Annotated in this window: 19 protein-coding genes; 13 read left to right on the top strand and 6 right to left on the bottom strand. The window is 52.9% G+C overall.

Annotated elements, in window-relative coordinates; all coding sequences use genetic code 11:
• The first annotated feature begins 64 nt into the window (after positions 1-64).
• The 5 genes from Dvar_RS10450 (at position 65) to Dvar_RS10430 (ending at position 7,195) form a co-directional block, all read left to right on the top strand.
• The gene (locus Dvar_RS10450; RefSeq protein ID WP_419661629.1) at positions 65-2,251 is read left to right on the top strand and encodes a cache domain-containing protein; all 2,187 of its coding nucleotides are present in this window, start codon (positions 65-67) and stop codon (positions 2,249-2,251) included.
• 14 nt (positions 2,252-2,265) lie between these two features.
• Positions 2,266-2,928 carry a response regulator transcription factor gene (locus Dvar_RS10445; RefSeq protein WP_419661628.1) on the top strand — a complete coding sequence of 221 codons (663 nt, stop codon included), beginning with the start codon at positions 2,266-2,268 and terminating at the stop codon, positions 2,926-2,928.
• Positions 2,929-3,455: 527 nt separating this feature from the next.
• Positions 3,456-4,613: an acyl-CoA dehydrogenase family protein gene (locus Dvar_RS10440; protein WP_419661627.1), complete on the top strand. Its 1,158-nt coding sequence runs from the start codon at positions 3,456-3,458 to the stop codon at positions 4,611-4,613.
• A 23-nt stretch (positions 4,614-4,636) separates the two neighbouring features.
• Complete coding sequence (locus Dvar_RS10435; protein WP_419661626.1) at positions 4,637-6,247, top strand: acyl--CoA ligase family protein; 1,611 nt, start codon at positions 4,637-4,639, stop codon at positions 6,245-6,247.
• A gap of 483 nt (positions 6,248-6,730) precedes the next feature.
• Positions 6,731-7,195, top strand: a complete 465-nt coding sequence (locus tag Dvar_RS10430) for a PaaI family thioesterase (RefSeq protein WP_419661625.1) — start codon at positions 6,731-6,733, stop codon at positions 7,193-7,195.
• Positions 7,196-7,297: 102 nt separating this feature from the next.
• On the opposite strand, the gene Dvar_RS10425 is transcribed toward Dvar_RS10430, so the two are convergent.
• From Dvar_RS10425 to Dvar_RS10415, 3 genes are all read right to left on the bottom strand, one after another.
• Positions 7,298-8,950, bottom strand: coding sequence for an acyl-CoA synthetase (locus tag Dvar_RS10425; protein WP_419661624.1), 1,653 nt, complete (start codon positions 8,948-8,950; stop codon positions 7,298-7,300).
• Between the two features lie 47 nt (positions 8,951-8,997).
• The gene (locus tag Dvar_RS10420) at positions 8,998-9,807 is read right to left on the bottom strand and encodes an AMP-binding protein (protein ID WP_419661623.1); all 810 of its coding nucleotides are present in this window, start codon (positions 9,805-9,807) and stop codon (positions 8,998-9,000) included.
• A gap of 262 nt (positions 9,808-10,069) precedes the next feature.
• A complete protein-coding gene (locus Dvar_RS10415; protein ID WP_419661622.1) occupies positions 10,070-11,857 on the bottom strand; it encodes a sigma 54-interacting transcriptional regulator in 1,788 nt (595 codons plus the stop codon).
• 242 nt (positions 11,858-12,099) lie between these two features.
• Between Dvar_RS10415 and Dvar_RS10410 the strand changes: the two genes are divergently transcribed.
• The 5 genes from Dvar_RS10410 to Dvar_RS10390 all read left to right on the top strand — a co-directional run bounded on the left by Dvar_RS10410 (position 12,100) and on the right by Dvar_RS10390 (position 17,269).
• On the top strand, positions 12,100-12,780 hold the full coding sequence (locus tag Dvar_RS10410; protein ID WP_419661621.1) for a hypothetical protein: 681 nt from the start codon (positions 12,100-12,102) through the stop codon (positions 12,778-12,780).
• Positions 12,781-13,118: 338 nt separating this feature from the next.
• The gene (locus Dvar_RS10405; protein WP_419661620.1) at positions 13,119-14,057 is read left to right on the top strand and encodes a transporter substrate-binding domain-containing protein; all 939 of its coding nucleotides are present in this window, start codon (positions 13,119-13,121) and stop codon (positions 14,055-14,057) included.
• Positions 14,054-15,001, top strand: a complete 948-nt coding sequence (locus tag Dvar_RS10400; RefSeq protein ID WP_419661619.1) for a transporter substrate-binding domain-containing protein — start codon at positions 14,054-14,056, stop codon at positions 14,999-15,001. Before Dvar_RS10405 ends, Dvar_RS10400 begins: the two co-directional genes overlap by 4 nt.
• 30 nt (positions 15,002-15,031) lie before the next feature.
• Positions 15,032-16,891 (top strand): sensor histidine kinase, encoded by a 1,860-nt coding sequence (locus Dvar_RS10395; RefSeq protein WP_419661618.1) that lies wholly within the window; start codon positions 15,032-15,034, stop codon positions 16,889-16,891.
• Positions 16,892-16,894: 3 nt separating this feature from the next.
• A complete protein-coding gene (locus Dvar_RS10390; RefSeq protein ID WP_419661617.1) occupies positions 16,895-17,269 on the top strand; it encodes a response regulator in 375 nt (124 codons plus the stop codon).
• A gap of 25 nt (positions 17,270-17,294) precedes the next feature.
• Here the strand turns inward: Dvar_RS10390 and Dvar_RS10385 are convergent, their stop codons facing one another.
• Entirely contained in the window at positions 17,295-17,504 is a 210-nt protein-coding gene (locus Dvar_RS10385; protein ID WP_419661616.1) for a hypothetical protein, read from the bottom strand.
• 27 nt (positions 17,505-17,531) lie between these two features.
• On the opposite strand from Dvar_RS10385, the gene Dvar_RS10380 reads away from it, so the two are divergent.
• The 3 genes from Dvar_RS10380 to Dvar_RS10370 all read left to right on the top strand — a co-directional run bounded on the left by Dvar_RS10380 (position 17,532) and on the right by Dvar_RS10370 (position 18,992).
• Positions 17,532-17,849, top strand: a complete 318-nt coding sequence (locus Dvar_RS10380) for a carboxymuconolactone decarboxylase family protein (protein ID WP_419661615.1) — start codon at positions 17,532-17,534, stop codon at positions 17,847-17,849.
• Entirely contained in the window at positions 17,850-18,428 is a 579-nt protein-coding gene (locus tag Dvar_RS10375) for a UPF0164 family protein (RefSeq protein WP_419661614.1), read from the top strand.
• Positions 18,429-18,554: 126 nt separating this feature from the next.
• Entirely contained in the window at positions 18,555-18,992 is a 438-nt protein-coding gene (locus Dvar_RS10370; RefSeq protein WP_419661613.1) for a hypothetical protein, read from the top strand.
• 29 nt (positions 18,993-19,021) lie between these two features.
• On the opposite strand, the gene Dvar_RS10365 is transcribed toward Dvar_RS10370, so the two are convergent.
• Complete coding sequence (locus tag Dvar_RS10365) at positions 19,022-21,658, bottom strand: hypothetical protein (RefSeq protein WP_419661612.1); 2,637 nt, start codon at positions 21,656-21,658, stop codon at positions 19,022-19,024.
• A 53-nt stretch (positions 21,659-21,711) separates the two neighbouring features.
• A complete protein-coding gene (locus Dvar_RS10360) occupies positions 21,712-22,503 on the bottom strand; it encodes an SDR family oxidoreductase (RefSeq protein ID WP_419661611.1) in 792 nt (263 codons plus the stop codon).
• Between the last annotated feature and the right edge of the window lie 126 nt (positions 22,504-22,629).

The raw sequence follows: 22,629 nt of genomic DNA, 5'->3' as shown, positions 1-22,629 counted from the left end.
CCCTAAAGTTCCCATTGAATGAAAACCAGGGCCATGGCATAAGTTTTCAGTGAGGGAGGGACGCATGTTCAAACAGTTACGCATCCGTCATAAATTGGTCATCAGCTATAGTATTGTCCTGATCCTTTCCATTTTTTTGGGCAGTTCCTTTATCTATTTTTTTGTACGCGATAAACTGACCGCCGGCCTGGAAAGCGAACTGAACAATACCACGACCACGATTCTCAATATGGTCAAAACCGCCGCGGCCGTTTCCATAAAAAACCATTTGCGGGCCGTTGCGGAAAAGAATCTTGAAATCATCCGCTATTTCTATAACCAGTCCCAGAACGGGGCCATGACCGCCTCAGCCGCCCAAGCCATGGCCACCCAAATTCTGCTTTCCCAAACCATCGGCGATTCCGGATATATCTACTGCATTGACAGCCAGGGAAAAGTCACGGTCCACCCCCAGACACCTTTGATCAACACCAATGTGGCTGATTTTGCATTTGTGCGCGAGCAACTCTCCCGCAAAAGCGGTTACATCGAATACGATTGGAAAAATCCGGGTGAATCGCAATTCAGACCCAAAGCGCTGTATATGGTATATTTTGAGCCCTGGGACTGGATTGTTTCTGCCTCGACCTACCGCAACGAATTCAACAGTCTGGTCAATGTCGGAGATTTTGAGAAAAGCGTCCTGCAGCCGCGCTTCGGGAAAACCGGCTACTCTTTTGTGATCGATGGCAACGGCAAGATTCTCATTCATCCAATTTTAAAGGGAGTCAATCTTTTCAAAGCCAAAGATCTTCCCGATCAGTATCTCAAGGAAATGCAACAGAGAAAATCAGGGAAAATTATCTACCCATGGAAAAATCCGGGAGAGTACACGGCCCGCTCGAAACTGGTGATCTTCAACCATATCCCCGAGTATGACTGGATCGTGGCCTCATCCAGCTACCTGGATGAATTCTACGCGCCCATGCGCACCGTCCGCAATCTGATCATCGCCACCACCCTGGTGACCTTTTTATTGGTTTTGCCCATCTCATTTAAAATCGGTGCGTCGATCACCAACCCCTTGCAAAAACTCACACATCACTTCGACCGCATGATCGCCGGTGATTTTTCTTCACGCATGGTGATTTCCTCCAACGACGAAGTCGGGCAACTGGCCGCCTACTACAACCGGTTTGCGGATAAGATCGAGCATTATCGCGACAATCTTGAAAAACAGATGGACCAGCGCCGTGAAATCGAGGAGGCCTTGAGAGCCAGCGAAGCCCGCTATCGGTTGGTCATGGAAGCGGCCCCGGACCCCATTGTGGTCTATGACATGAACGGCCTGGTGACCTATTTTAATCCGGCGTTTACCCGCACCTTTGGATATGAACTGGCCGATTGTCTGGGCAAAAAAATGGATCATTTCGTGCCTCCAGAAAACTGGGAGGAGACGCACCGGATGATATCCGCGGTGATCGCCAATGAGACCCTGTCATCCATTCCCACGCGCCGGTACACCAAAAGCGGCACCACTGTCGAAGTGACCGTCAGCGGTGCTACCTACCGCAACCGCAATGGCGAACTGGACGGGAGCGTGATCATCCTTCGGGATGTGACCCAATCCCGCAAACTGGAAAAGCAAATGATGGAAATCGGCGATCAGGTGCGTCGCCGTATCGGGCAGGATCTGCACGATGACCTGTGCCCGCATCTGATCGGTATTCAGGGGCTCAGCACGGTACTAACCGAAAATCTGCGTGAAGTCGCCTCGCCAAGTCTTGCCCTGGCTGAAAAAGTAGTCGAATTGAATCAGTCGGCCATTGAAAAATCCAGGCGTCTGGCCAGGGGCTTGTGCCCGGTGCACCTGGTTGCCCATGGTCTTTTTGTCGCTTTGGTTGACATTGCCAGGCACACCGAGGCGGTGTTTGATCTGGTCTGCCGGGTGAAGGGAGACGAACAGGTTGTCGTGGCTGACAATACCGTGGCCACCCACCTGTACTACATCGCCCAGGAAGCTGTTCAAAATGCGGTCAAGCATTCCGATGCCTCCCGAATCGAAATCTCGCTGACCGAGGACGAATCGCGGATCTATTTGTCGATCAGTGACAATGGCCACGGCTTGCCCCGCCATCTTGAATCCAGCGGTATTGGATTGCAAATCATGCAGTACCGTGCCAATATAATCGGCGCCGTGTTCAAGATTGTCAGCCCCCCCGATGCCGGTACGACCATTCATGTTTCATTGGGTGTACCAGGCAAAGAATAAACAAAAAGGGTGTTATGAAAAATAAGTCCGTACGAAAAATTTTAATTGTTGATGATCACCCTGTTTTCTGCCTGGGAATGAGCGAGCTGATCAACAAAGCCGCCGATCTTGAAGTGTGTGGCAGTGAAGATACACCCGCCAAAGCGCTACGGGCCATCCAGCGCCTCAATCCGGATCTGGTGATTGTGGACATTTCCCTTAAAAACAGCAGTGGCATCGATCTGGTTTCCGACATCAACAACCGGTTCCAGGGGCTGCCGGTGCTGATGCTCTCCATGTATGACGAATCCTTGTACGCCGAGCGGGCACTTCTGGCCGGCGCCCGGGGCTATCTGATGAAACAGGAAGCCATCGGCGTAGTGGTGGAGGCCATCCGCCAGGTGCTCTCAGGAAAAATTTATGCCAGCGAAGGGGTCAAGGACAAGGTTTTTCAACGCCTGGTCTCCCCCCACGGCTCGACCGATACCACCCCGTTCGACCAGCTGACCAGCCGGGAGCTGGAAGTATTCCGACTGATCGGCGAGGGATTGTCGACCCGCGAGATTGCCGAACGGATGAAACTCAGCATCAAGACCATTGGCACCTATCGCGAACGGATCAAGGAAAAACTCAATCTGAAACATTACACCGAGTTGGTCAAGGCCGCAGTACACTATCTGGAAATGGCCCAGAAATAAATTTGTGTTTGATTTACATTCACACTTCGCCTATCTATAGTTGCTCATAAGCGGAAAGCGCATTTCTCAGTCCAGTCAATGCATGTTCATATCGCAGCGGGCCGTTCGTGCCTAAGAGCCTCTTTGATAAATCCGTCTAAGGCCCGCTAACGGCGTTGGAAAGTGTCTCAAAATGCTCAAATATTAAATATATGCGCAGCAATCGAGCCACTTTCCGCCTTGTTATCGGGCCTGATCCATACTTCTCAAACAGCCTCTAAAAATCCGTGTAGGTTTAGACATTATGGCCGGTCAGATTCCTGGTCATACGAAAATCGGTTCCTGACCGATTGAATCTTATTGCCAACCGTAATAATCAACGTTTTAATTATAAGCCCTAAACTTGTTACAACGACCAACCCGTTATCCAGTGTCCGTCCCCAAATTGGCAACCAAACCATTCAAGGATGGGCATCATCAAGGCCATCGCACCCGCCAGTTGGGGAGCACGACAATCGATTCGGGTTCAAATCGCCTAAGGAGATAACATGGAATTTGCGCTAACCACCGAACAAAAACAGATTCAAAAAGCCGTCAGGGACTTTGTCAAGGGAGAATTCGACAAAACGCAAATCGCGGAAATGGAAGCCAACCATCAGTACCCTGAAAAAATCTGGAAAAAAGCGGCTGAGCTGGGGTTTATCGGCATCCACTTTCCCGAAGCCTACTCCGGCCAGAGCATGGGCGTCATGGAAAACATCCTCGTTGCCGAAGCGCTGTGCGCCGGAGACAGCACCGTGGGCGCCTGTCTGATCCTGGCAGATTTTGCCTCGGAAATCATCTTGCATTTCGGCAGCGAGGAGCAAAAACAGACCTGGCTGCCCAAGGTGGCCGAAGGTGAAGTACTTTCCTGCGGCGCATTTACCGAACCGGATCATGGGTCGGACATTACCTCACTGGACACCGTGGCCATAAAAGATGGTGATCACTGGGTAATCAACGGCAGTAAAATCTTCATCACCAACGGTGGACCGCTGGCCGGTTTCTATAGCGTGTTATGCCAGACCGACCCCGAGGCCAGTCCGGGATATCGCGGGATGAGTCTGATCCTGGTGGAAGCGGATCGTCCCGGGGTTTCCACGGTCAACGTGGGCGCCAAAATGGGCATTCGCATGATGCATACCGCCGAAGTCAACTTCAATGATGTGCGGGTCCCCTTGAACAATCTGATCGGCAAGGAGAACAAGGGCTTTTACCAGGTCCTGGAGTTTTTCGACGAAAGCCGCATCCTGATCGCGGCCCAGGCCCTGGGCACAGCCCAGGGGGCCTTTGATCGCGCCCTGGCCTACGTGAAATCAAGGGAGCAGTTCGGCCGCAAGATCGCCCAGTTTCAGGTCACTCAGCACAAACTGGCCGACATGGCCACCCGCATCGAAATGGCCCGTCTGATGACCTACAAAGCCGCTTGGAACTTCGACCAGGGGCGCATCGATCCCAAACTCACCAGCATGGCCAAGATGGGCGCGGCCCGGGTGGCCGTCGAGGTCTGTGATGAAGCGATTCAACTGCTGGGCGGTTATGGTTACATGCAGGAATATGAAGTGGAACGCTTTGCCCGCGACGCCAAGATCACCGAACTTTACGAAGGCACCCGTGAAATCCAGAAAAACACCATCGCCAGCGCGCTGCTTGGCAAACTCAAATAAACGAAAAGAAAGGAAGGCCGACCATGTCTCACCCTTTTGTCAATTATGATGTACTCAGCCCAGTTAAATTCCTGGTTCGCAGTGCCATGGTCTTTCCCGACAAGGAAGCCGTCATCTACAATGACCAGCGTCGAACCTACCGCCAGTTTTACGAGCGGGTCAACCGTCTGGCCAGTGCCCTGAAGAAAAGGGGCATCGGCAAAGGTGACAAGGTGGCCTTCATCTGCCCCAACACGCCGCCCATGCTCGAAGCACACTATGCCGTGCCCATGATCGGCGCCGCCCTGGTAAGCATTAACATTCGGCTGTCGTCCGGAGAAATTGCCTATATTATCAATCATTCGGACAGCAAGGCCATTTTTGTGGACAATGAGTTTGCCAATCTGGTGAGCCCGAGCCTGTCTGAACTGATCAAGGTGCAGACCGTGGTCAATATCTGCGATATCAGTTCCGAGGCGCCCCTGGACGGCCCGGACTACGAGGCGTTTCTGGCCGAAGGCGATCCGGATCCGGTCGACATTGACGTTGATGACGAGCGCCAGGTGGCGACCATCAACTACACCAGCGGAACGACCGGCCTGCCCAAGGGAGTCATGTACCACCATCGCGGTGCCTACCTGAACGCCATCGGCGAGCAGTTGGAGTTCGGCACAAGCGCCGACTCGGTCTACCTGTGGACCCTGCCCATGTTTCATTGCAACGGCTGGTGTTTCACCTGGGGCATCACTGCCATGGGCGCAACCCATGTGTGCCTGCGCAAAGTTGTCCCGGAAGAGATTTACAGAATCATTGCCGAGGTAGGGGTCACCCACCTTTGTGCGGCGCCCACCATTTTGATCGGCATGTCCACCTATGCCACCGAGCATCAGCTCAAACTTGAAAAGCAGCTCGAAATCATGACCGCCGGCGCGCCCCCCGCCCCCACGGTCATTCAAAACATGGAAAGCGTCGGCGCCAACATCACGCAGACCTACGGATTGACCGAGGTCTTCGGCCCCCATAGCGTCTGCCAGTGGCAACCCCAATGGGATGGTCTGTCGGCCGATGAAAAAGCCCAACTTAAGGCCCGCCAGGGCGTTCCCTACATCGTGGCCCAGTACATGGACGTGGTCAACCCCGAAACCATGCAGCCAGTGCCTCGGGACGGAAAAACCATGGGTGAGATCGTCATGCGGGGCAACAATGTCATGCTGGGATACTACAACGACCCGGAAGCCACTGAAATCGCATTCAAAGGGGACTGGTTTCACAGCGGTGATCTGGCGGTCATGCACCCGGACAACTACATCCAGATCATGGATCGTAAAAAAGACATTATCATCAGCGGTGGTGAGAACATCTCCACCGTCGAGGTCGAGAACACCCTCTACCGCCATCCGGCAATCCTCGAGGTGGCCGTGGTTCCGGTGCCTGATACCAAGTGGGGGGAAGTCCCCAAAGCCTTTGTCGTGACCAAACCGGGCACAGATCCCACCGAAGAAGAAATCATTGCTTTCTGCAAAGACAACCTGGCTCGCTTCAAGGCCCCCAAATCTGTTGAATTCGGCGAATTGCCCAAAACCGCCACCGGTAAAATTCAAAAATTTAAATTAAGAGAGAAAGAGTGGGCGGGACAGGAGCGGCGGGTGAATTGATTCAATAGGTAGCATAAAATTCGCTTTAAATAGGTCCCCACCGGTTGCCTTGCGCTAACCGGTGGGGATTCTTTTTTTCATAGAGTTGATAAAAGTAGAAAATAATGGCATGACAACAAAATCACCGACCACCTTTATAGCAGGTGGTTTGATGAAGCCCTCGGAGGGGGCTTATAACCAGATAAATGAACATTGAACGTCCAACGTCGAACATCGAATATGGCATTCTATCGTTTTCTATTGCGGGTATCGGCCATCAAAAGCGACAATAAATGAAGCCATGCGTTTTCCTTGTCAAACGGTGGAGCGAAGTGATCTCATCATTCGATGTTGGACGTTCGATGTTCGATGTTCAAAAAAGCATCTGCGGCATTATTGTCTCGCCGGAAAGGTCCGAACTTTTTCGGATCGATCGGGCATAAACCCAAGGTTTCATCAATTGCAATTAACTTTTGAAAAAATGGTAAACTGTGGAGGAGCAAAATGGCCCCTAAGGCATTTCAGGACTGCTATCCGGACAACTATTCCCACTGTTTTGGCTGCGGCCGCCTAAACGAACACGGACTGAAGATTAAAAGCTACTGGGACGGTGATGAGGGGGTCTGCCATTTCACGCCCAAGGCATACTATACCGGCGGATTCCCCGATTACCTGTATGGCGGTTTGATCGCCTCGCTGATCGACTGCCACTGTGCCGCCACCGCCTCGGCCGCCAAGGCCCGCGAAGACGGGATCGATCTGGAAGTTCAGCCGCTGGAACGCTTTGTCACCGCCTCGCTCAAAATCGATTACCTGGCGCCCGGTCCCGTCAACACCCCCCTTGAGATTCGTGCAAAAATCCGTGAAATCAGCGGGCGCAAGGTTTGGCTCGACGCCACGCTCTCAGCTGAAGGAAAAATCCGGGCCAAGGGTGACGTTCTCATGATCCAGATTCCCGATCAAGAATAACCATTTCGATTCCGTTCTTCTGGTTCCCACGCTCATGCGTGGGAACCCATACCCGATAGCTTGTCTAATAGCCTGTCTGAGGCTTCTCAAACAGGCTTTAAATTATCGATCTGCAAAAACATCCTTATATGTCCTGCGCATCTCGCGTTTTAAAATTTTGCCGGTGGGCGTCTTTGGAAGCGCCTCGGTAAAAATGATTCTTTTGGGCACCTTGAACGGTGCCAGATGTTCACGACACAGGCGGACGATCTCTTCTTCGGTGATAGTCTCTCCCTGGCGCACAACGATGATGGCAGTTACCGCCTCCACCCATTTGACGTGATCCACACCGATCACGGCCACCTCCTCCACCCGGCGATCCTGGTAAATGGCCTCCTCCACCTCACGGGTGGAGACATTCTCGCCACCGGTCTTGATCATGTCTTTTTTCCGGTCCACCACCGAGATGTAACGATCCTCGTCAAGCACACCGATATCACCGGAATGAAACCACCCGCCGCGCATGACGTCCTCGGTCTTCTCCGGATCCTTGAAGTACATGGTCAGGGCATGGGGCCCCTTGCCACAGATCTCACCGGGGGTCTTTACAGCATCGATGGGCTGGCCGTCTTCCGCTTCCAGACGGGTTTCCATGTTGAGTCCGCCCATGCCGGCCGAACCCAGTTTGGTCAGGGCATCCTCAGCCTTGAGGATCGTGTGGTAAGGCGCCAGTTCGGTCTGGCCGTAGTAGTTGTAAATGCCCACGCCGGGAAGTCGTTCGAGCATCTCCTTGAGCACTTCCACCGGCATGATGGACGCCCCGTAGTAAGCTTTTTTGAGGCTGGAAAGATCAAAGGTATCAAAATCCGGATGGCGCAGCATGCCGATCCAGACCGTGGGCGGGGCAAAAAACATGGTGGCCCGGTGCTCGGCAATGGTTTTCAAAATCTCGCCGATGTCCGGCGCCATCAGAATATTGGTGCCCCCCACCCAGAAGATGGGATTGAGAAACACATCCCGCTGGGCGCAGTGATAAATGGGCAGCGCATTGACATTGATGTCGTCGGCATCGTAGCGGCCGTCGATAATGGCCCCCATGTACTGGGCCATCAGGGCCTGGTTGCTGATAATGACTCCTTTGGGCAGGGACTCCGTCCCACTCGTATAAGTCATCTGACAGGGATCCTCGATGCGCAGCAAGGCATCGGGCACATCAGAGGGAAAGGTTTTATACCAGGTCTCGAAATTCCGGAAACGGTCATCGGGTGGTGCCTGGCCGGCCATGTCATCGGACCAGACCAGGGCCTCGATAGTCTTCATGTCGTCCAGGACGTCCTCAACCAGGCTGTACAGGGCATCCTCGACGATAAACACGCGGCTTTCGGAATGATCGATGCAGTAGGAGATATCTTTACCTTTGAGCAGATAGTTGATGGCCAGATAGACCGCCCCGATCTTGCAGCACCCCAGCCAGGTCAGCACGTGGTGGAGGGTATTGTGGGCCAGAATGGCCACACGGTCGTATTTCTCCACCCCCAGGCTAAGTAGCGCACCTGCCACCTGATTGCTTGCCGCTTCCAATTCACGGTAGCTCATACGTTTCTCACCGAAGATAACGGCCGTTTTGTCAGGGTGGTGGTAGGCAGTGCGGCGGATCATGTCGGCGATGACCCAGCGGTTGACCGGGTTGTAGCGATCCATGAGAAAGTCAATATTCGCTTTGCTGAGCATACTGTATCTGGATTTATCTTCGGCTGAAAGAGATGATGAAGTCATATATGTCGCTCCTTTCGAGTCCGTTTTAAAGGTTGTACCAGGCCCTGTTACTGGCCTGAAAACTGTCGGCGCAACTCGGTCTTGAGGATCTTGCCCGAACCGGTCTTGGGGAGTTCGGAAAGCATTTGAATCGTTTTGGGGACTTTGAACCGGGCCAGACGCTCTCGCTGGTAAGTCACCGACCAGATAAAAAAGGCGTCGGCCAGATGAAACAGCGGCGCGATATGGTGCCAGACCGTGGCATCGCCCAGCTTGAAGCTGATGATCGTGGTAAGGGCATTGGCATAGATATTCCGATGGGTGAGCATCACCCCCTTGGGATTTCCCGTGGTTCCGCTGGTGTAGTAGAGATTGAGCGTGGCGTTCTCGTCCGCCGGCTCACCGCCTGCGGGCGTATCCGCCGCCGCATCGATCCAATCGGCATAGGTCCCGGTGATCCAATCGGCCTCGGCCGGCCCATCGGCGATATAAAAATAGCGAATACTGTCGATGTGGCTGTGAATCTGCTCCAGGATGGGCAGAAAATCAGCGTGGAAAACAATGGCTTCAGCACCGGCATCGTTGAGGATATAGGTGTACTCCTCGGCGCTGAGCCGCGTATTGAGCGGCGCGAGCACCCGCCCGGACGCCGCCATGCCGAAATACAGTTCCATATAACGGTGGGTGTTGAAGTCGAGCACCGCCACCCTGCCCCCCGGCGTTATCTCCAAATCCGCGACCGCATGCACCACCTGGTTGACCCTTTTCTGAACCTCAGCATAGGACAGCCGCAGATCACCGTCGACGACGGCTGTTTTTTCCGGATACAGCTTCACCGCCCGATTGAGAATTCTGACCGGGCTCATCGGCACTTGCATGGTTCCCTCCTTGTTTTGTCTGCCCTTGTTGAAATGCTAATAACGGCCTGGCGATTAAAAATTCTCGGCTACACCGCCAGAACGCCATTTCTCAAAGCACTGGATGTGCCAAGCTGCGATCGTTTTTTTTAGCTATGAATTTGATATGTTGGATGGCAATCAAGCCAACCTGCGTGGAAATGTAATGGGTCGTCAATGCCCCACCGATTACCGGCGGCGGGCGATAGCCCATTGAATTAATAGGGATAAGTTTACAGGTGGGTTAGAAGTGACCCGATCGGGTAATTTCCAACACAGCGTCCGGCTGTGGCGTGATGCCGAGCTGTTTCATTTTCAAATAAAGAGTCTTGCGCCCCAGGCCCAAGGCACTGGCTGTTTTTGTCCGGTTCCAGCCATGCCGCCTCAGGCTCTCGGTGATATAGCTTTTTTCAAAACGGCGAACCGCCTCACGCAGATGCAGGGTCGGCGCGTTAAGATCATGCACAAGTTTTTTTGTGCTCGCCTTGACAGCCCCATACGAATCTCCGGCAAAGGCCAGTGCATTGAGACTGACGTAGCGCTGGAGGGTATTTTCCAGTTCGCGTACGTTTCCCGGCCAATCATGGGCCTTGAGCATATCAAGCTCGCCTTTGCTCAGCACAATCGAACGGGAAGGGTCGTATTTATGCAGGAAATAATCCACCAAAAGCGGGATGTCATCCTTGCGCTCGCACAGCGGCGGCATATAAATGGGAATGATGTGGATGCGGTAAAAAAAATCCTCGCGCATGCGCCCGCTCCTGACCAGGTCGGAAAGATTGTGATTGGTCGCGGCAACAATCCGAACATCCGGCTGACATGGCTCAACCCCACCGATGGGCGTATAACCGCCGCCTTCCAGCACCCGCAGCAGTTTCACCTGAATCTGTTCGGTAAGCTCACCAAGCTCATCCAGAAAAAGCGTTCCACCTGCAGCAAGATCAAAGAACCCGGGTTTGTCGTGCACGGCGCCGGTAAATCCGCCCTTGCGGTAGCCGAAAAATTCGCTTTCCATCAGTTCCCGGGGAATGGCGCCACAGTTGACCGGCACGAGACGCCTATCCCGGCGATCACTCATGTCGTGAATGGCCCGGGCGACCAGTTCCTTGCCGGTGCCGGATTCCCCATAGATGATTACATTGGCATCGGTTGCCGACGCTCTTAAAATCATCTCATACACCTGCTGCATGGAAAGGCTCTTGCCGATGATATTGCCGAGCCGGCAGCTGTCCTTGAGGGCGGAGCGCAGACGTAAATTTTCCTTTTGCAGCAAGGCACCCTTTTTTTTAAGAAAGCTGACATCCAGAATCGAGGCCACACTACGCTGGGTCCCGGCAATCATGTCCACCCGGGCAAAAACGTTTCTCTTTACCCCCTGGCGGTCCATGAGGATGAACTCGTATTCGATGGGTACATTCTCTTCGAATTTTCTCCGATTGAAATGGTAGGCCATCATGCGTTCGAGGTCCTCCGTGCGGGCGATAATCGCCGGCCATTTCATCTTGCCCTCGATTTCCTTTTTGGAATAGCCGGTCATTTTTACAAAACCGGTATTGGCCAGGGAGATGGTCATATCCGCTTCGATGATGATGGTGGCGGATCCGGTATTCTCAAACACCGATCGATAACGGATCTCGCTATCTTCCAGGGCTTTTGAAGTGCGCTTTTGCTGGCTGATGTCCTCCACAAAGCCTTCCAGGTAACTTACCCCGCCATCTTGCCCGCGGGCGATGCGAACATGAATGCGACAGTCCATGATACTGCCGTCCTTGCGGTAGAACTGGCTTTCGAAATTGAGGAGTTGATCCTTTTCGGCGGTTATGCGCAGGAGCTTTTCACGGTGCAGTGGATCAACATACAACTCGCTGACAATATTTTTAATCGCGGTAATATTCTCTTCGACTGAGCGGTAACCCAGCATCTGTGCCAGCGCTGGATTGACATCCAAAAGCCGGCCACCTAAGGTGGTGCGAATAATACCGATGGGGGCATGCTGGAACAGTTGATGATACAGTTCAAGGTCATCGGTCAATGGTCAGCGCTCCTGATGAAACAGCAGATGGGAAGATACAGTCGGATAGTCGTTTTATATAGTGAACCCATAACGGATTGCAAGGGATCACTTGGTATCGGATCGGCTAACCGCATTTGAGTTGACTGCCTTAACCGGGAGCAATGGGTGACCTTTTGGATCTGTTTGGGCTTCAAAATTTGAAAAGAACCGCCGATATCAAATTTGATCCTTCAACCGGCGTTTGTAAAAGCAACCTTTATATGAATACCTGCGATGCGGACCTGGTGTGGACCACAAGCCATTGTCAGAACCAGGATCACCCGCGCCTGACCATACAAAACCTGACCTTTGTCAATGGCCAATCGGTTGGCGATGATCCGGATGGCGGCGGCGCCATTTTTGTTCGCGGCGGACGGTTCAAGATCGTCAACTGTCGTTTCTTCAATAATCGCTGCGATGAGACCGGACCGGACGTTGGGGGCGCAGCGGTTCGTGTTCTCAGCCAGTACGATAACCAGCCGGTGTATGTGGTCAATTCGACTTTCGGCGGCCGGGATGACCTGGGTAACGTGGGATCCAACGGCGGGGCCCTTAGCAGTATCGGTGTTTCCTTCACCGTGATCAACAGCGTCATGAGCCACAATCTGGCCATTGGGTACGGTGCCAATCCGGCGCAAACCGGCACCCCGGGCGGTGGCAACGGCGGTGCGATCTACAACGATGGCAATACCTTTACCCTTTGGGTATGCGGCAGTACGCTGACCAACAATACAGCCAACGAAGGGGGCGGCGCGATCTTTTTCGTCAGCAACGACCGCAGCGGCAGCCTCAGCATTGACCGTAGTTACCTGAGTAACAATCCCAGCCTGGGTTTTGAAACCGACCCCGGTATTTTCGTTTTGGCAGATGAAATCGATTATACTGATTCAATCATCGAGTAGGGCCAAATGATGATTAAGCCTCCCACCGATTACAAGGCCAACCGCCTTTAATTTTCTCTTCTACTTTTTTCTTGTGTACCCCAATGTTGTAACATGGGGGTGTACCGTTTGTATGGCTTCCGAATTAGAGAATCGATTTGTCTGTATCTCCGATTGTCGTCTTGAGTTTGGCTGGTATTGCTGTTATGAGACTTTGATATTCAATTTTTGGTATTGTATCTTTTTGTCAAGTCTAAAATTTTATAACGACTTAAAGATACGCAAACATTTTCTCGTTTACGTTTTAAACGATAACGGTGTGGTGGAGTTTGTGTTTAAGTGCTTAAGGAAATTGAATTATGATTTGTTTTTTCAGGTATCCGTTTAAAACACCAAGTTTTCTTTTTATCTTTACAGCGCTGGCTTTTATCATCTCAGCAGCGGCGTTTGCCGATGATCTGGATGACGTCCGTCAACGCGGTGTATTACGTCATCTGGGTATCCCTTACGCCAATTTTGTAAGCCCGAGTGCCGATGGCCTTGAGGGGTTGGATGTGGAACTGATGCAGCGTTTTGCAGAACATCTTGGCGTGGCATACGAATGGGTGGAAACGACCTGGCCGACCATTTTCGGCGATTTGACCGGGCAAATGGTTCAATCGGAGGATGATGGCTCGGTGGTGGTAACCGGCCAGACAGAGGTGCGTGGGGATATCATTGCCAATGGACTGACCATATTGCCATGGCGTAAAGCGGTGGTCGATTTTTCAATCCCGACCTTTCCAACCGGTGTTTGGCTGATTGCCCGCGTGGATTCACAAATCAAACCGATCAAACCAAGTGAAAATATCCGAACCGATATTGATCAAGTGAAAAATCTTCTGTCAGGACAGACGTTACTCACCATGAACGGCACCTGCCTTGACGCACGACTTTATGACTTGTATTCCACATGGGCGGACATTCGCGAACTTGATCCCACTGAGAGTTTGGACGATATTGTGCCGGCAATCGTCAAGGGGTTTGCTGAAACCGCCCTTCTTGATATCCCCAACGCCCTGGTGGCACTCTTACAATGGCCGGGTGAAATTAAGGTCATTGGCCCGATATCCGAGCCCCAACAGATGGCCGTGGCAGTATCCAAATCATCCCCTGCGCTGCTTGCTGAGTTCAACCGCTTTTTTCGTCAGTTAAAAGCATCCGGCGCATACGATGAGATGGTTCATACCTACTACCCATCCATCTATTTGTATCTTGGGGGTTTTTTTAGCGTCGAAGAAAGGGACGCAATTAAATGAACCGGATAAGGCAACATCTTTGCCACCTGCGGACGGTTTGGGCTCCGAGGCTGTCCGCTGCGCGCAAAGTGTGTTTATTGCTGGGGTTCACGTTGGCGTTGAATCTCACACTGATCCATCCACCATCGCTGGCCAGAGACTTGCAGGATGTTCTCAAAGCAGGCAAGCTTCGCCACCTGGGCATCCCCTATGCCAACTTCATTTCCAGCATCGAGAGTGGACTGGATGTGGAACTGATGAGAAAATTTTCAGCATATCTTGGCGTCGAGTATGAGTTTGTTAATTCCTCCTGGCGCGACATTGTCGCCGACCTGACCGGCAAAACGTTCCAAACCCATGGCGAAGATGTTATCCTTACGGGTAAATGTCCGGTTCAGGGAGATGTGATTGCCTCCGGTTTCACCATCTTGCCTTGGCGTAAGAAATTGATCGACTTTGCATCGGCCTATTTTCCAACCGGCGTGTGGTTGATTACCTACGCAGGCTCGGATTTGAGCCCCGTCACCCCCACGGGTAGTATTCAAAATGATATCAACGCGGTAAAAAAGAAGCTGAACGGTCGCAGTGTTCTAGTTTTAGAAGACAGTTGCCTTGACCCTAGTCTATACAAACTCGAAGAGACCGGTGCATCCATTCAATTGCTTGACCCGAGCCGCGATATCTGTGAAATGATCCCGCTGGTCATCGCCCGAATTGTGGAGACGACCCTGATGGATGTACCGGTTGCCTTGATCGCTCTTGAAAAATGGCCGGGTGACATTAAGATTGTAGGGCCAGTTTCAAAGCGGCAGGAAATGGCGCCTGGGTTCTCAAAATCATCGCCAGAACTCAAAGCCGCGTTTGAAACCTTTTTCAAGCGCTATAAATCTGACGGTTCCTACCGGCGCCTGGTAATGAAGTATTACCCCTCGGTTTTTACCTATTATCCTGATTTTCTAAAGTGATGCCTCCGGCTTTCCATGATACTTCGCCACTTGAAAAAGCAAATCACATCTCGTTTACCGGTTTTCTGGACCATTCACCAGAAAAAACCCATTTTGGCTTTGACAGCCGCCAGTCTGCTATTGGTCGCTTTTATCATTTTTTTAGTGGTCTCAAATTTTCGAAGTCAGATGGCCCTGCGTGAGGCATCCTTGAACCGTTTTCGGTTATACCTTGAAAAACGGGCAACCTCACTCGGATACTTCTTTTCGGAAAGAAAATATGATCTCAAAATGCTTGCCCATTCCCGGGAAATCAACAATTACTTTATAAATAGAACGTTGGGCATGTCTGTGCAGTACGGACTCAAGGTCAATCTTTTCATGATCAAGCAGTTATTGGAGAAGACCCTGGCGGCGCGAAATATCCAGGGAACTAAAATATACTCACGATTCGTCCTTTTGGACAACGCCGGCAACATCCTGGTGGACACAGCCGGAAAATTAGATCGTCATTTTGCGGTTCCTCGACCGGTTCAAGGATCACCAGATTTTTTCCTTACGATCGAGGACAATCAACCCCAGTTGTTAATATCCACAAGCTGCTCGTATAAAGGCAAAACGGCTGGTGGACTCGTGGTTTGGCTCAACGATAGGGCCTTATTTTCTCATTTTTTGACTTTAAACGATAACAACACGCGAAGTGGAGCCGGCTTGCTTGATGATAAGGGCAATACCCTTTTACCTGATTCGGCAGCCCCCCAGGCGATTATTCAGCAAGTACTGCATGAAACACTTAAAAAACGGAACAAGCCCAGTGTATTTTATGAGCAGCATCCGCTAGGTCGTGGGAATCAAGAAATGCTAATGGCCTGCCTGCCCATTCCAAACATTGGCCTACAATACCTGGCCTGGATACCGACCGATCAAATTACCGGTGGTTTTACACCCATGCGGCTGATCATCGGTATGGGCGCGTTGGCAATTGTTGTTCTGGTGGCATTGGGGTCGATCCTCTGGTTTTCAGCCCAGAACCTGATTTTAAAAACGCGTTTCGATGAAGCGGCCAAACAGCAAACCATCCTTTTTTCCAAAAACCAGCAGCTCAAAGCAGAGATTCAGAAACGCGAACAGGCGGAATGCGAATTGGTCAAGCAACGAACCTTACGCATCCGTTCGGATCGGCTGCGGTCTCTGGGTGAAATGGCCGCTGGAATCGCCCATGAACTCAATCAACCCCTTGTTGGCGTTCGGGGATTTGCCGAGCTGATGATTTACGCTTTGGATAACGAGCAAGACCCATCCATTGATTCGATTCGTGACTACGCGGAAAAAATTGTCAGCCAGGCGGATCGAATGGTACACATCATCAATCATATTCGATTGTTCGCCCGCGATGCCGGGGGTGTAGAGACGAGCGTTGTTGATCTTAACCAAACAGCCGATTCAGCGCTAAACCTGCTGCGTGCCCAGTTTAAGTCTCATGGCTTGCGGCTTCAACAAAATTTTTCTGCACACCCATTGTGGGTCAAGGTCAATGCCTTTTCCGTTGAGGAGGTTATTTTAAATCTGTTGAGCAATGCCCGCCATGCTGTGGAACAGCGCAAGGCGGTTGAAGACAAATCCTATCATCCCTGTGTCCGCGTCAATACGAGTGCGTATTGTAAAAACGGATCCCCGGCAATAGCGGTGTTGGTGATCGATGACAACGGCAACGGTATCGATCAAGATGTGGCCGACAAGATCTTTGATCCTTTTTTTACCACCAAAGCACCGGATAAAGGGACCGGACTGGGGTTGTCCATCTGTAAATCAATTGTTGAGTCATTTGAAGGAACCATTGAATATGTTTGTACAGCAGACGAATGGACTCGTTTTGAAATCAGATTACCCATATGCGCCCAAGAAGGATAGACGATGAAACCAGAATCTTCGTTAAAAATTCTCATTGTTGATGATGAAACCGTTGTTCGCGATACATTGACCGCCATGATGAAACATTTTGGACATGCAACGGACTGTGCACCGGACGGTCTGTGCGCACAAGAAATAATGCAACAAAATGAATATGATGTTGTTTTCTTGGATATCCGTATGCCGGGCTTGGATGGCATCACGCTTTTAAAATGGTGCCAAGAAGAAGACCTTTCCTCACAGGTTATTATCATGACAGGCCACGGAGAAGAAAAAACGCGGGAAGAAGCCCTTCAATACGGCGCCTTTGCATTTCTCAACAAGCCCTTTAAGCTAAATGAAATCAACGAACTGATCAGTCAGCTAAAGGATCAGTAAAGCGTTATTGAAGATAATCTTTTTCTCAATCAACACCTTCAAGAAACGCATAGCCGCCCCCATCATCGCTAAGCGTTGCAGAAAAGCTGACGAATGCGATGATTGCGATAGAAACGGCACTTGACAGTAGCCTTGAAACCGCAATAACTTCAAAAGTATAGCGTCGCTTGGAAAAGCCACAGACCCGCGTTGTTTTTGAAAGGTGTGCGATTGGCCGGTATGCTATTTTTGTCATCCCGGCAACCATTAACAAGGAGGCCCCATGTACTTACCCGACGTATACAAAAAATTTCAACAAAGCTATCCAACGCTGTTCAACGAGTTCAAGCAGCTTGGAATTTCCACCAGAAATGCAGGGCCTCTGGATGGCAAAACCCAGAATCTTGTCAAGCTGGGCATTTCAGTGGGAGTCAATTCCCGCGGGGGTGTCATGTCGAGCACGCGCAAAGCACTATCGGCCGGTGCATCAAACAAAGAAATCGAACATGCCGTTCTACTGGCAATGACAACAACCGGTTTCCCGAATATGATCGCTGCATTGAGCTGGGTACATGAGGTCTTTGAAGAGACTGAAACATAGATGAACCCAGGCATTTTTTTAAAATCCCCTGCAGGAACGGGTTTCTTCCGGGCGGCAATCGCTTTCGTATTCTTGACCTGGGCTGTTCCGGTGACGACGGCGCGTGCCGAAGTCGACTTTGATTACCTACACGGCTCCGATCTGGGCATGGGCATCGGTGCCCGGGCGATGAGTATGGGCGGGGCCTTTACGGCCGTGGCCGATGATGCCTCGGCCGTATTTTGGAATCCGGCCGGGCTGGCCCAATTGACCGACAATAAGCTTTTTCTGTCGGTAGACTATCCCGGTGTATTCAGCAATGCCGGGATCATCTACCGCCCTCCGGTGAAAGCGTTGAGACGACGCCAGTTGACAATCGGTCTGGCCATGGTCAACAGGCTGCGCTTTAACGGGGACAGCGGCGAGGATGTCTGGGATGACTATTCAGCCACCTTGCTGTCCATGGCAATGGTGGATGCGGATGATGATTTTTCAGGTGAGATTCAGTCCCGCACCACGGACCTTCGCTTTTCCCTGGCATTTTCGCCCCTGGACAGCAAACGGCTCTTGCTGGGAATCAACTATCTCCACCTGGATTGAAGTACACGGCTTTGTCCGAGCGGTGGTTCGGATGCGTCCTCATCGCCCCGGAATCTGGCTGTCGAATATGAGGCCATTGATCTGGCCGCCCTCTACCGGTTTTCCGATGCAACCCGCCTGGCCCTCATGTTTAAAAACCTGATCGGATTTTCCTTTAAAAGCGAATACAGCGGGTTTTCCGCCCCAAAATACGCCACGCTGGCGCTGGCGCATGCCATCGGGCAGGCCACCCTCTCTCTGGACAGTGAACTCATCTATGGACGGTTCGGCGGGGACAGCAAGCAATCTACCACCATCTGGTTTTTACGCGGCGGGGTGGAGTACCGCTTGGCCCGGTACCTTCGGCTGCGGGCCGGCCTTGTCTATCCGGTCATTGCCAAAACCTCTGCCGCGGGTAATCTCAAGGAAGATATTCCATGGCCGGGAACCGGGGCCAGTCTGGGAATGGGCCTGAATCTGGATCGGTTCGACATCGACCTTGCCTTTTACGGTGATCCCGCCGCAAGCTACGTCGAGCAATCACCGCGTCTGGGCGTCACCGGCACCCTGACAGTTAAGTTTTGATCGATGGGTATCGGAAAAAACAAGTGGGTTTAAAGCGGTCTGCCAAGCTGAATGAGAAAAATGGGTCCCTCCTGGTCGATGCTGTCGGGCTGCCTCAGGGGCCAGGCAATACCCACACGAAAAGATGAAAAATGTCCCCAGGCGATCTCCATGGTCGTGACCAGTTCGAATCCCCCGCCGACCAGGATATCCTCACGGGTGAACGGATCGGCGGCCACGCCGACGTCCACGAAGGTACCGATCATCATCCGGTGCAAGAACAGCGGCAGGGTTTCGTATCCGGCCTGCAGTGTGGCCAGGGGCCAGAAGACTTCAAATCCCGATGTGACGGCCTGGCCTGCGTCCAGAATACTGGCATCGAACCCTCGCAGCGGGAAAAGACGGGATGGCCGCTGGGTAAAATAGCCCTCCACCACATCACCGCCGACCCGGTAGGTGTTATGACCGGGTGATAGATCGCCCCAGGTATGCCCGGCTTGCAGGTGCAGCATGCTGTATATAGATTCACCGAACAGGAGCCGGCCACCGCCGAAAACCGAAAGGCTTTCATCAGCGAACCACTCTGTATCCAACCAGACACCATGCCGGCCATAGGTGTCCGACAGGTGCACGGCCCCCCAGGCTTTTGTATGGTTTTGTTTGTCGTTGAGATTATCCTCGAAAAACCGGTAATTGAAAGACAGCTCGATCTTATCCGACTCCCAGGGACGCCAGTAGGCTTTGACCTCATGCCGGGATTCATCCACATCGTCGCCCACCGCCGGTTCGTAGCTAAACGGGTAGCGCGTGTAACGCAACCCCGCCCCCATGGCCGACACACCGGCCCGCAACGACCAGAATGCGTTGTCCGCCGAGTAGCGGACACCGCCGTCGACACGATAATCGCCGCTGGCATCATAACCGGTGGTGGCAACCCCCAACTGGAAATCGGTATCACTGATGAACAGCTCCGGCATCAGGTAATTGGGCGGTACACTGCGCCATGGACGGTAGCGACGCGCCGGTTCAGCATGGCCTGGGCCGCGGCCACTTTTTTCTGGTTCCGGCATATCCGGGGAGGCGGCCGGCGCTGATCGGGTCCCTTGTTCATCGCTTGTCGCACCCGCTGAAACGGTGCCGGCGGGTGCTGCATTTTCCTTGACCGGCAAAAGCGCCGTCGGAGTCCATCCATTGCCGGACAGGCACAGGCAGGAGTTATCCCTGGGCATTACCGCAACGGTTTCACAGGCCGAACGGACGTTTCCGGCCGTATCGACGATCCGGAAGACGCCGCTTCGGTCGGTGGCGTATAGGATTGTCTGGCCCTCAAACCAGGGGTCGATGTCTGTTGCAGTATCCTGGGTCAAGCGTTGCCAGCCGTTGTCATACAACCAGATATCCCAGTTGCCTCCCGTGTTACCGGCAACGGCAATACGCCCATGGGAATCCCTCACCGGCCCGCTTAGCTGAATGACACCATCAGGCCCCGGGATATGGAAAAGCCGCGTTTTTGTCGACAGCCACAGCCAATCGGATGATGCCAGGCTGTCCCCATTGCCTGCAAAAATCACCAATCCCGGTCGATGACCGTCACGGGTGACGGCCACACCGCCAGGACCGGGATCCCAGACGTGTTCGTCGGCTGTCCAAACCGGCTGATCGCCAATGGTGCGGACCCGTTTGGACACCCCTTGTTCATCGTACTGGGACAGCCATAGGGTTCGGCCCGCCTCGAGCCACCCGTATCGGCTGCGATGCCCCGTCTGATCTACCCCCGGATACACGCCTTTGCGGTTCCAATAGACAAACGGATCAGGCCAGTACCCGACCAGGTGAATTCCGCCATCCGTCCCCTTGGGTCCGGCCACATCCTGCTGGAACATCCGCCACAGGCCCGCCCATGTGCTTCCCAGCCGGCGCTCGGCTTTCAGATCGATTTCTATGGGAATGATCCCGCGGCCATGCTCGGCAAGGAAATCATGCACCCTGCGCCATCCATAACGCTGAACCACCCAGTGGATAAACCGGCGTCCAAAAACCCGGTAGCTGTAGTATCCCGGCCAGCCCTCGGGATGATTGCTGAGTTCGTCCAGCCCCGGAAGCGGCGTCAACTGGAACAGGGCCAGGTTGAGTGGATCCGGTGGGCTTGCGGGATTGAAGCGGGTGTAGAGCCAGTGGCAGATGCCGTCCGTAATCCAGTCCGGCAAAACGATGTTGGGCGAGACGATCTCTCCAAAGCCCTTGTGCAGCAGCGCCGGCAGACCGGATCGCATCGCGTATAAGGCCTGAAGGCAGAGTCCCTTGAAAAGGTAGTACCGCCACGGATCGGGTTCCAGCCACCCATCCTCGAATACGCCGGGCGCTTTTATGGGCAGCCGGATCTCACGGTGGGGAATCATAAACACCATCGGGTCCGGGGCATCCAGTTCCGGATCAAGGATGATATGGACGGGGGCCGTGACCGTCAGCCCATGTCGCGCTAAAAATTGCAGCATGTCGCCGATCTCGTCCGCCAGCCGGCCGGCAATCTCATTTTCGTCCTGGGGAAAGTACAGATAGTGCCCATCGACTTTTTGCTCGTGAAGGCGCACGCGAACAGTCGCGCAAGCGGTCAACACCAGTGCCGCAAGCCCCACCAGCGCCCATCGTCGATCAATCGACATCATCCGTTGAAAAAGCGCATTCATCCGTGTCCCGGCCACTAGGCGTATGAATAATAAAAACAAACAAAACGCAGGTGTTAAAGCAGCCCCCGGTAATTTCCCCCATCCACCAGCAAATTCTGACCGGTGATGTACCGCGCCTGGACACTGGCCAGAAAGGCCGCCGCCGCACCGAAATCAGATGGGTCACCAATGCTATGAGTCGGGTTGGCCGACATCATCTGCGCCAATATCTCCTCGGGTGTTTTTTTCTCCTGCGCAGCACGGTGCTGCACCAGCTGTTCGATCCGGGATGTTTTATGGGTTCCCGGCAATAGCGCATTGACGGTAATGCCCTGGGGAGCCAGTTCCGTTGCAATGGTTTTCAAAAAGCCCGTCAATCCGGCCCGGGCCATGTTGGACAGCAGCAGGCTGTCGATGGGCTGTTTGACTGAAATCGAGGTAATCGCGATAATCCGGCCCCAGCCCTTGGCCTGCATGGCGGGCACGACGCCGTGAATCAGATGCACGGCACTCATCAGGTTTAGATGAAGGGCCTTTTCATATTGGTCCAGCGGCGTTGTGGCGAAATTTCCCGGGGGCGGACCGCCGGCATTGGTGACCAGGATCTCCGGTTCTCCCAGGGATTGTCGAACACTGTCCAGCAAGGAGTCGATGGTATCGGTACGGATCATGTCGGCGGTCCATCCCATCACCTGGCTACCGCTTTGATCAGCGATCTCTTCAGCCGCTTTTTTGACAGTCTTCTCGTCACGGGCACAGATCGCCACCCGGCACCCTTCAGCGGCCAACTGCGCTGCGCATCCGCGGCCCAATCCGCGGCTGGCGGCCGTCACCAAAGCTACTTTTCCAGCAATTCCAAAATCCATAGCCTGCCTCCTTGGCTGTTGAATTCAATCGACCCAAAAACGCAACCAGCAATAGATGGTGCGGCAAAATATTTCTTTTCCCGATTTTCGTTTTCCCGTTTTATGATTAATATCATTTATTGCCTG

Source organism: Desulfosarcina variabilis str. Montpellier (assembly GCF_048565275.1).
GTDB lineage: Bacteria > Desulfobacterota > Desulfobacteria > Desulfobacterales > Desulfosarcinaceae > Desulfosarcina > Desulfosarcina variabilis.
This window is presented reverse-complemented; position numbering and strand designations above follow the sequence as displayed.

Excerpts from the sequence above, each read along its gene's own strand:
- Dvar_RS10450 (WP_419661629.1), top strand. The coding sequence starts at position 65 with ATGTTCAAACAGTTACGCATCCGTCATAAATTGGTCATCAGCTATAGT.
- Dvar_RS10445 (WP_419661628.1), top strand. The coding sequence starts at position 2,266 with ATGAAAAATAAGTCCGTACGAAAAATTTTAATTGTTGATGATCACCCT.
- Dvar_RS10440 (WP_419661627.1), top strand. The coding sequence starts at position 3,456 with ATGGAATTTGCGCTAACCACCGAACAAAAACAGATTCAAAAAGCCGTC.
- Dvar_RS10435 (WP_419661626.1), top strand. The coding sequence starts at position 4,637 with ATGTCTCACCCTTTTGTCAATTATGATGTACTCAGCCCAGTTAAATTC.
- Dvar_RS10430 (WP_419661625.1), top strand. The coding sequence starts at position 6,731 with ATGGCCCCTAAGGCATTTCAGGACTGCTATCCGGACAACTATTCCCAC.
- Dvar_RS10425 (WP_419661624.1), bottom strand. The coding sequence starts at position 8,950 with ATGACTTCATCATCTCTTTCAGCCGAAGATAAATCCAGATACAGTATG.
- Dvar_RS10420 (WP_419661623.1), bottom strand. The coding sequence starts at position 9,807 with ATGCAAGTGCCGATGAGCCCGGTCAGAATTCTCAATCGGGCGGTGAAG.
- Dvar_RS10410 (WP_419661621.1), top strand. The coding sequence starts at position 12,100 with ATGAATACCTGCGATGCGGACCTGGTGTGGACCACAAGCCATTGTCAG.
- Dvar_RS10405 (WP_419661620.1), top strand. The coding sequence starts at position 13,119 with ATGATTTGTTTTTTCAGGTATCCGTTTAAAACACCAAGTTTTCTTTTT.
- Dvar_RS10400 (WP_419661619.1), top strand. The coding sequence starts at position 14,054 with ATGAACCGGATAAGGCAACATCTTTGCCACCTGCGGACGGTTTGGGCT.
- Dvar_RS10390 (WP_419661617.1), top strand. The coding sequence starts at position 16,895 with ATGAAACCAGAATCTTCGTTAAAAATTCTCATTGTTGATGATGAAACC.
- Dvar_RS10385 (WP_419661616.1), bottom strand. The coding sequence starts at position 17,504 with ATGACAAAAATAGCATACCGGCCAATCGCACACCTTTCAAAAACAACG.
- Dvar_RS10380 (WP_419661615.1), top strand. The coding sequence starts at position 17,532 with ATGTACTTACCCGACGTATACAAAAAATTTCAACAAAGCTATCCAACG.
- Dvar_RS10375 (WP_419661614.1), top strand. The coding sequence starts at position 17,850 with ATGAACCCAGGCATTTTTTTAAAATCCCCTGCAGGAACGGGTTTCTTC.
- Dvar_RS10370 (WP_419661613.1), top strand. The coding sequence starts at position 18,555 with ATGTTTAAAAACCTGATCGGATTTTCCTTTAAAAGCGAATACAGCGGG.
- Dvar_RS10365 (WP_419661612.1), bottom strand. The coding sequence starts at position 21,658 with ATGAATGCGCTTTTTCAACGGATGATGTCGATTGATCGACGATGGGCG.
- Dvar_RS10360 (WP_419661611.1), bottom strand. The coding sequence starts at position 22,503 with ATGGATTTTGGAATTGCTGGAAAAGTAGCTTTGGTGACGGCCGCCAGC.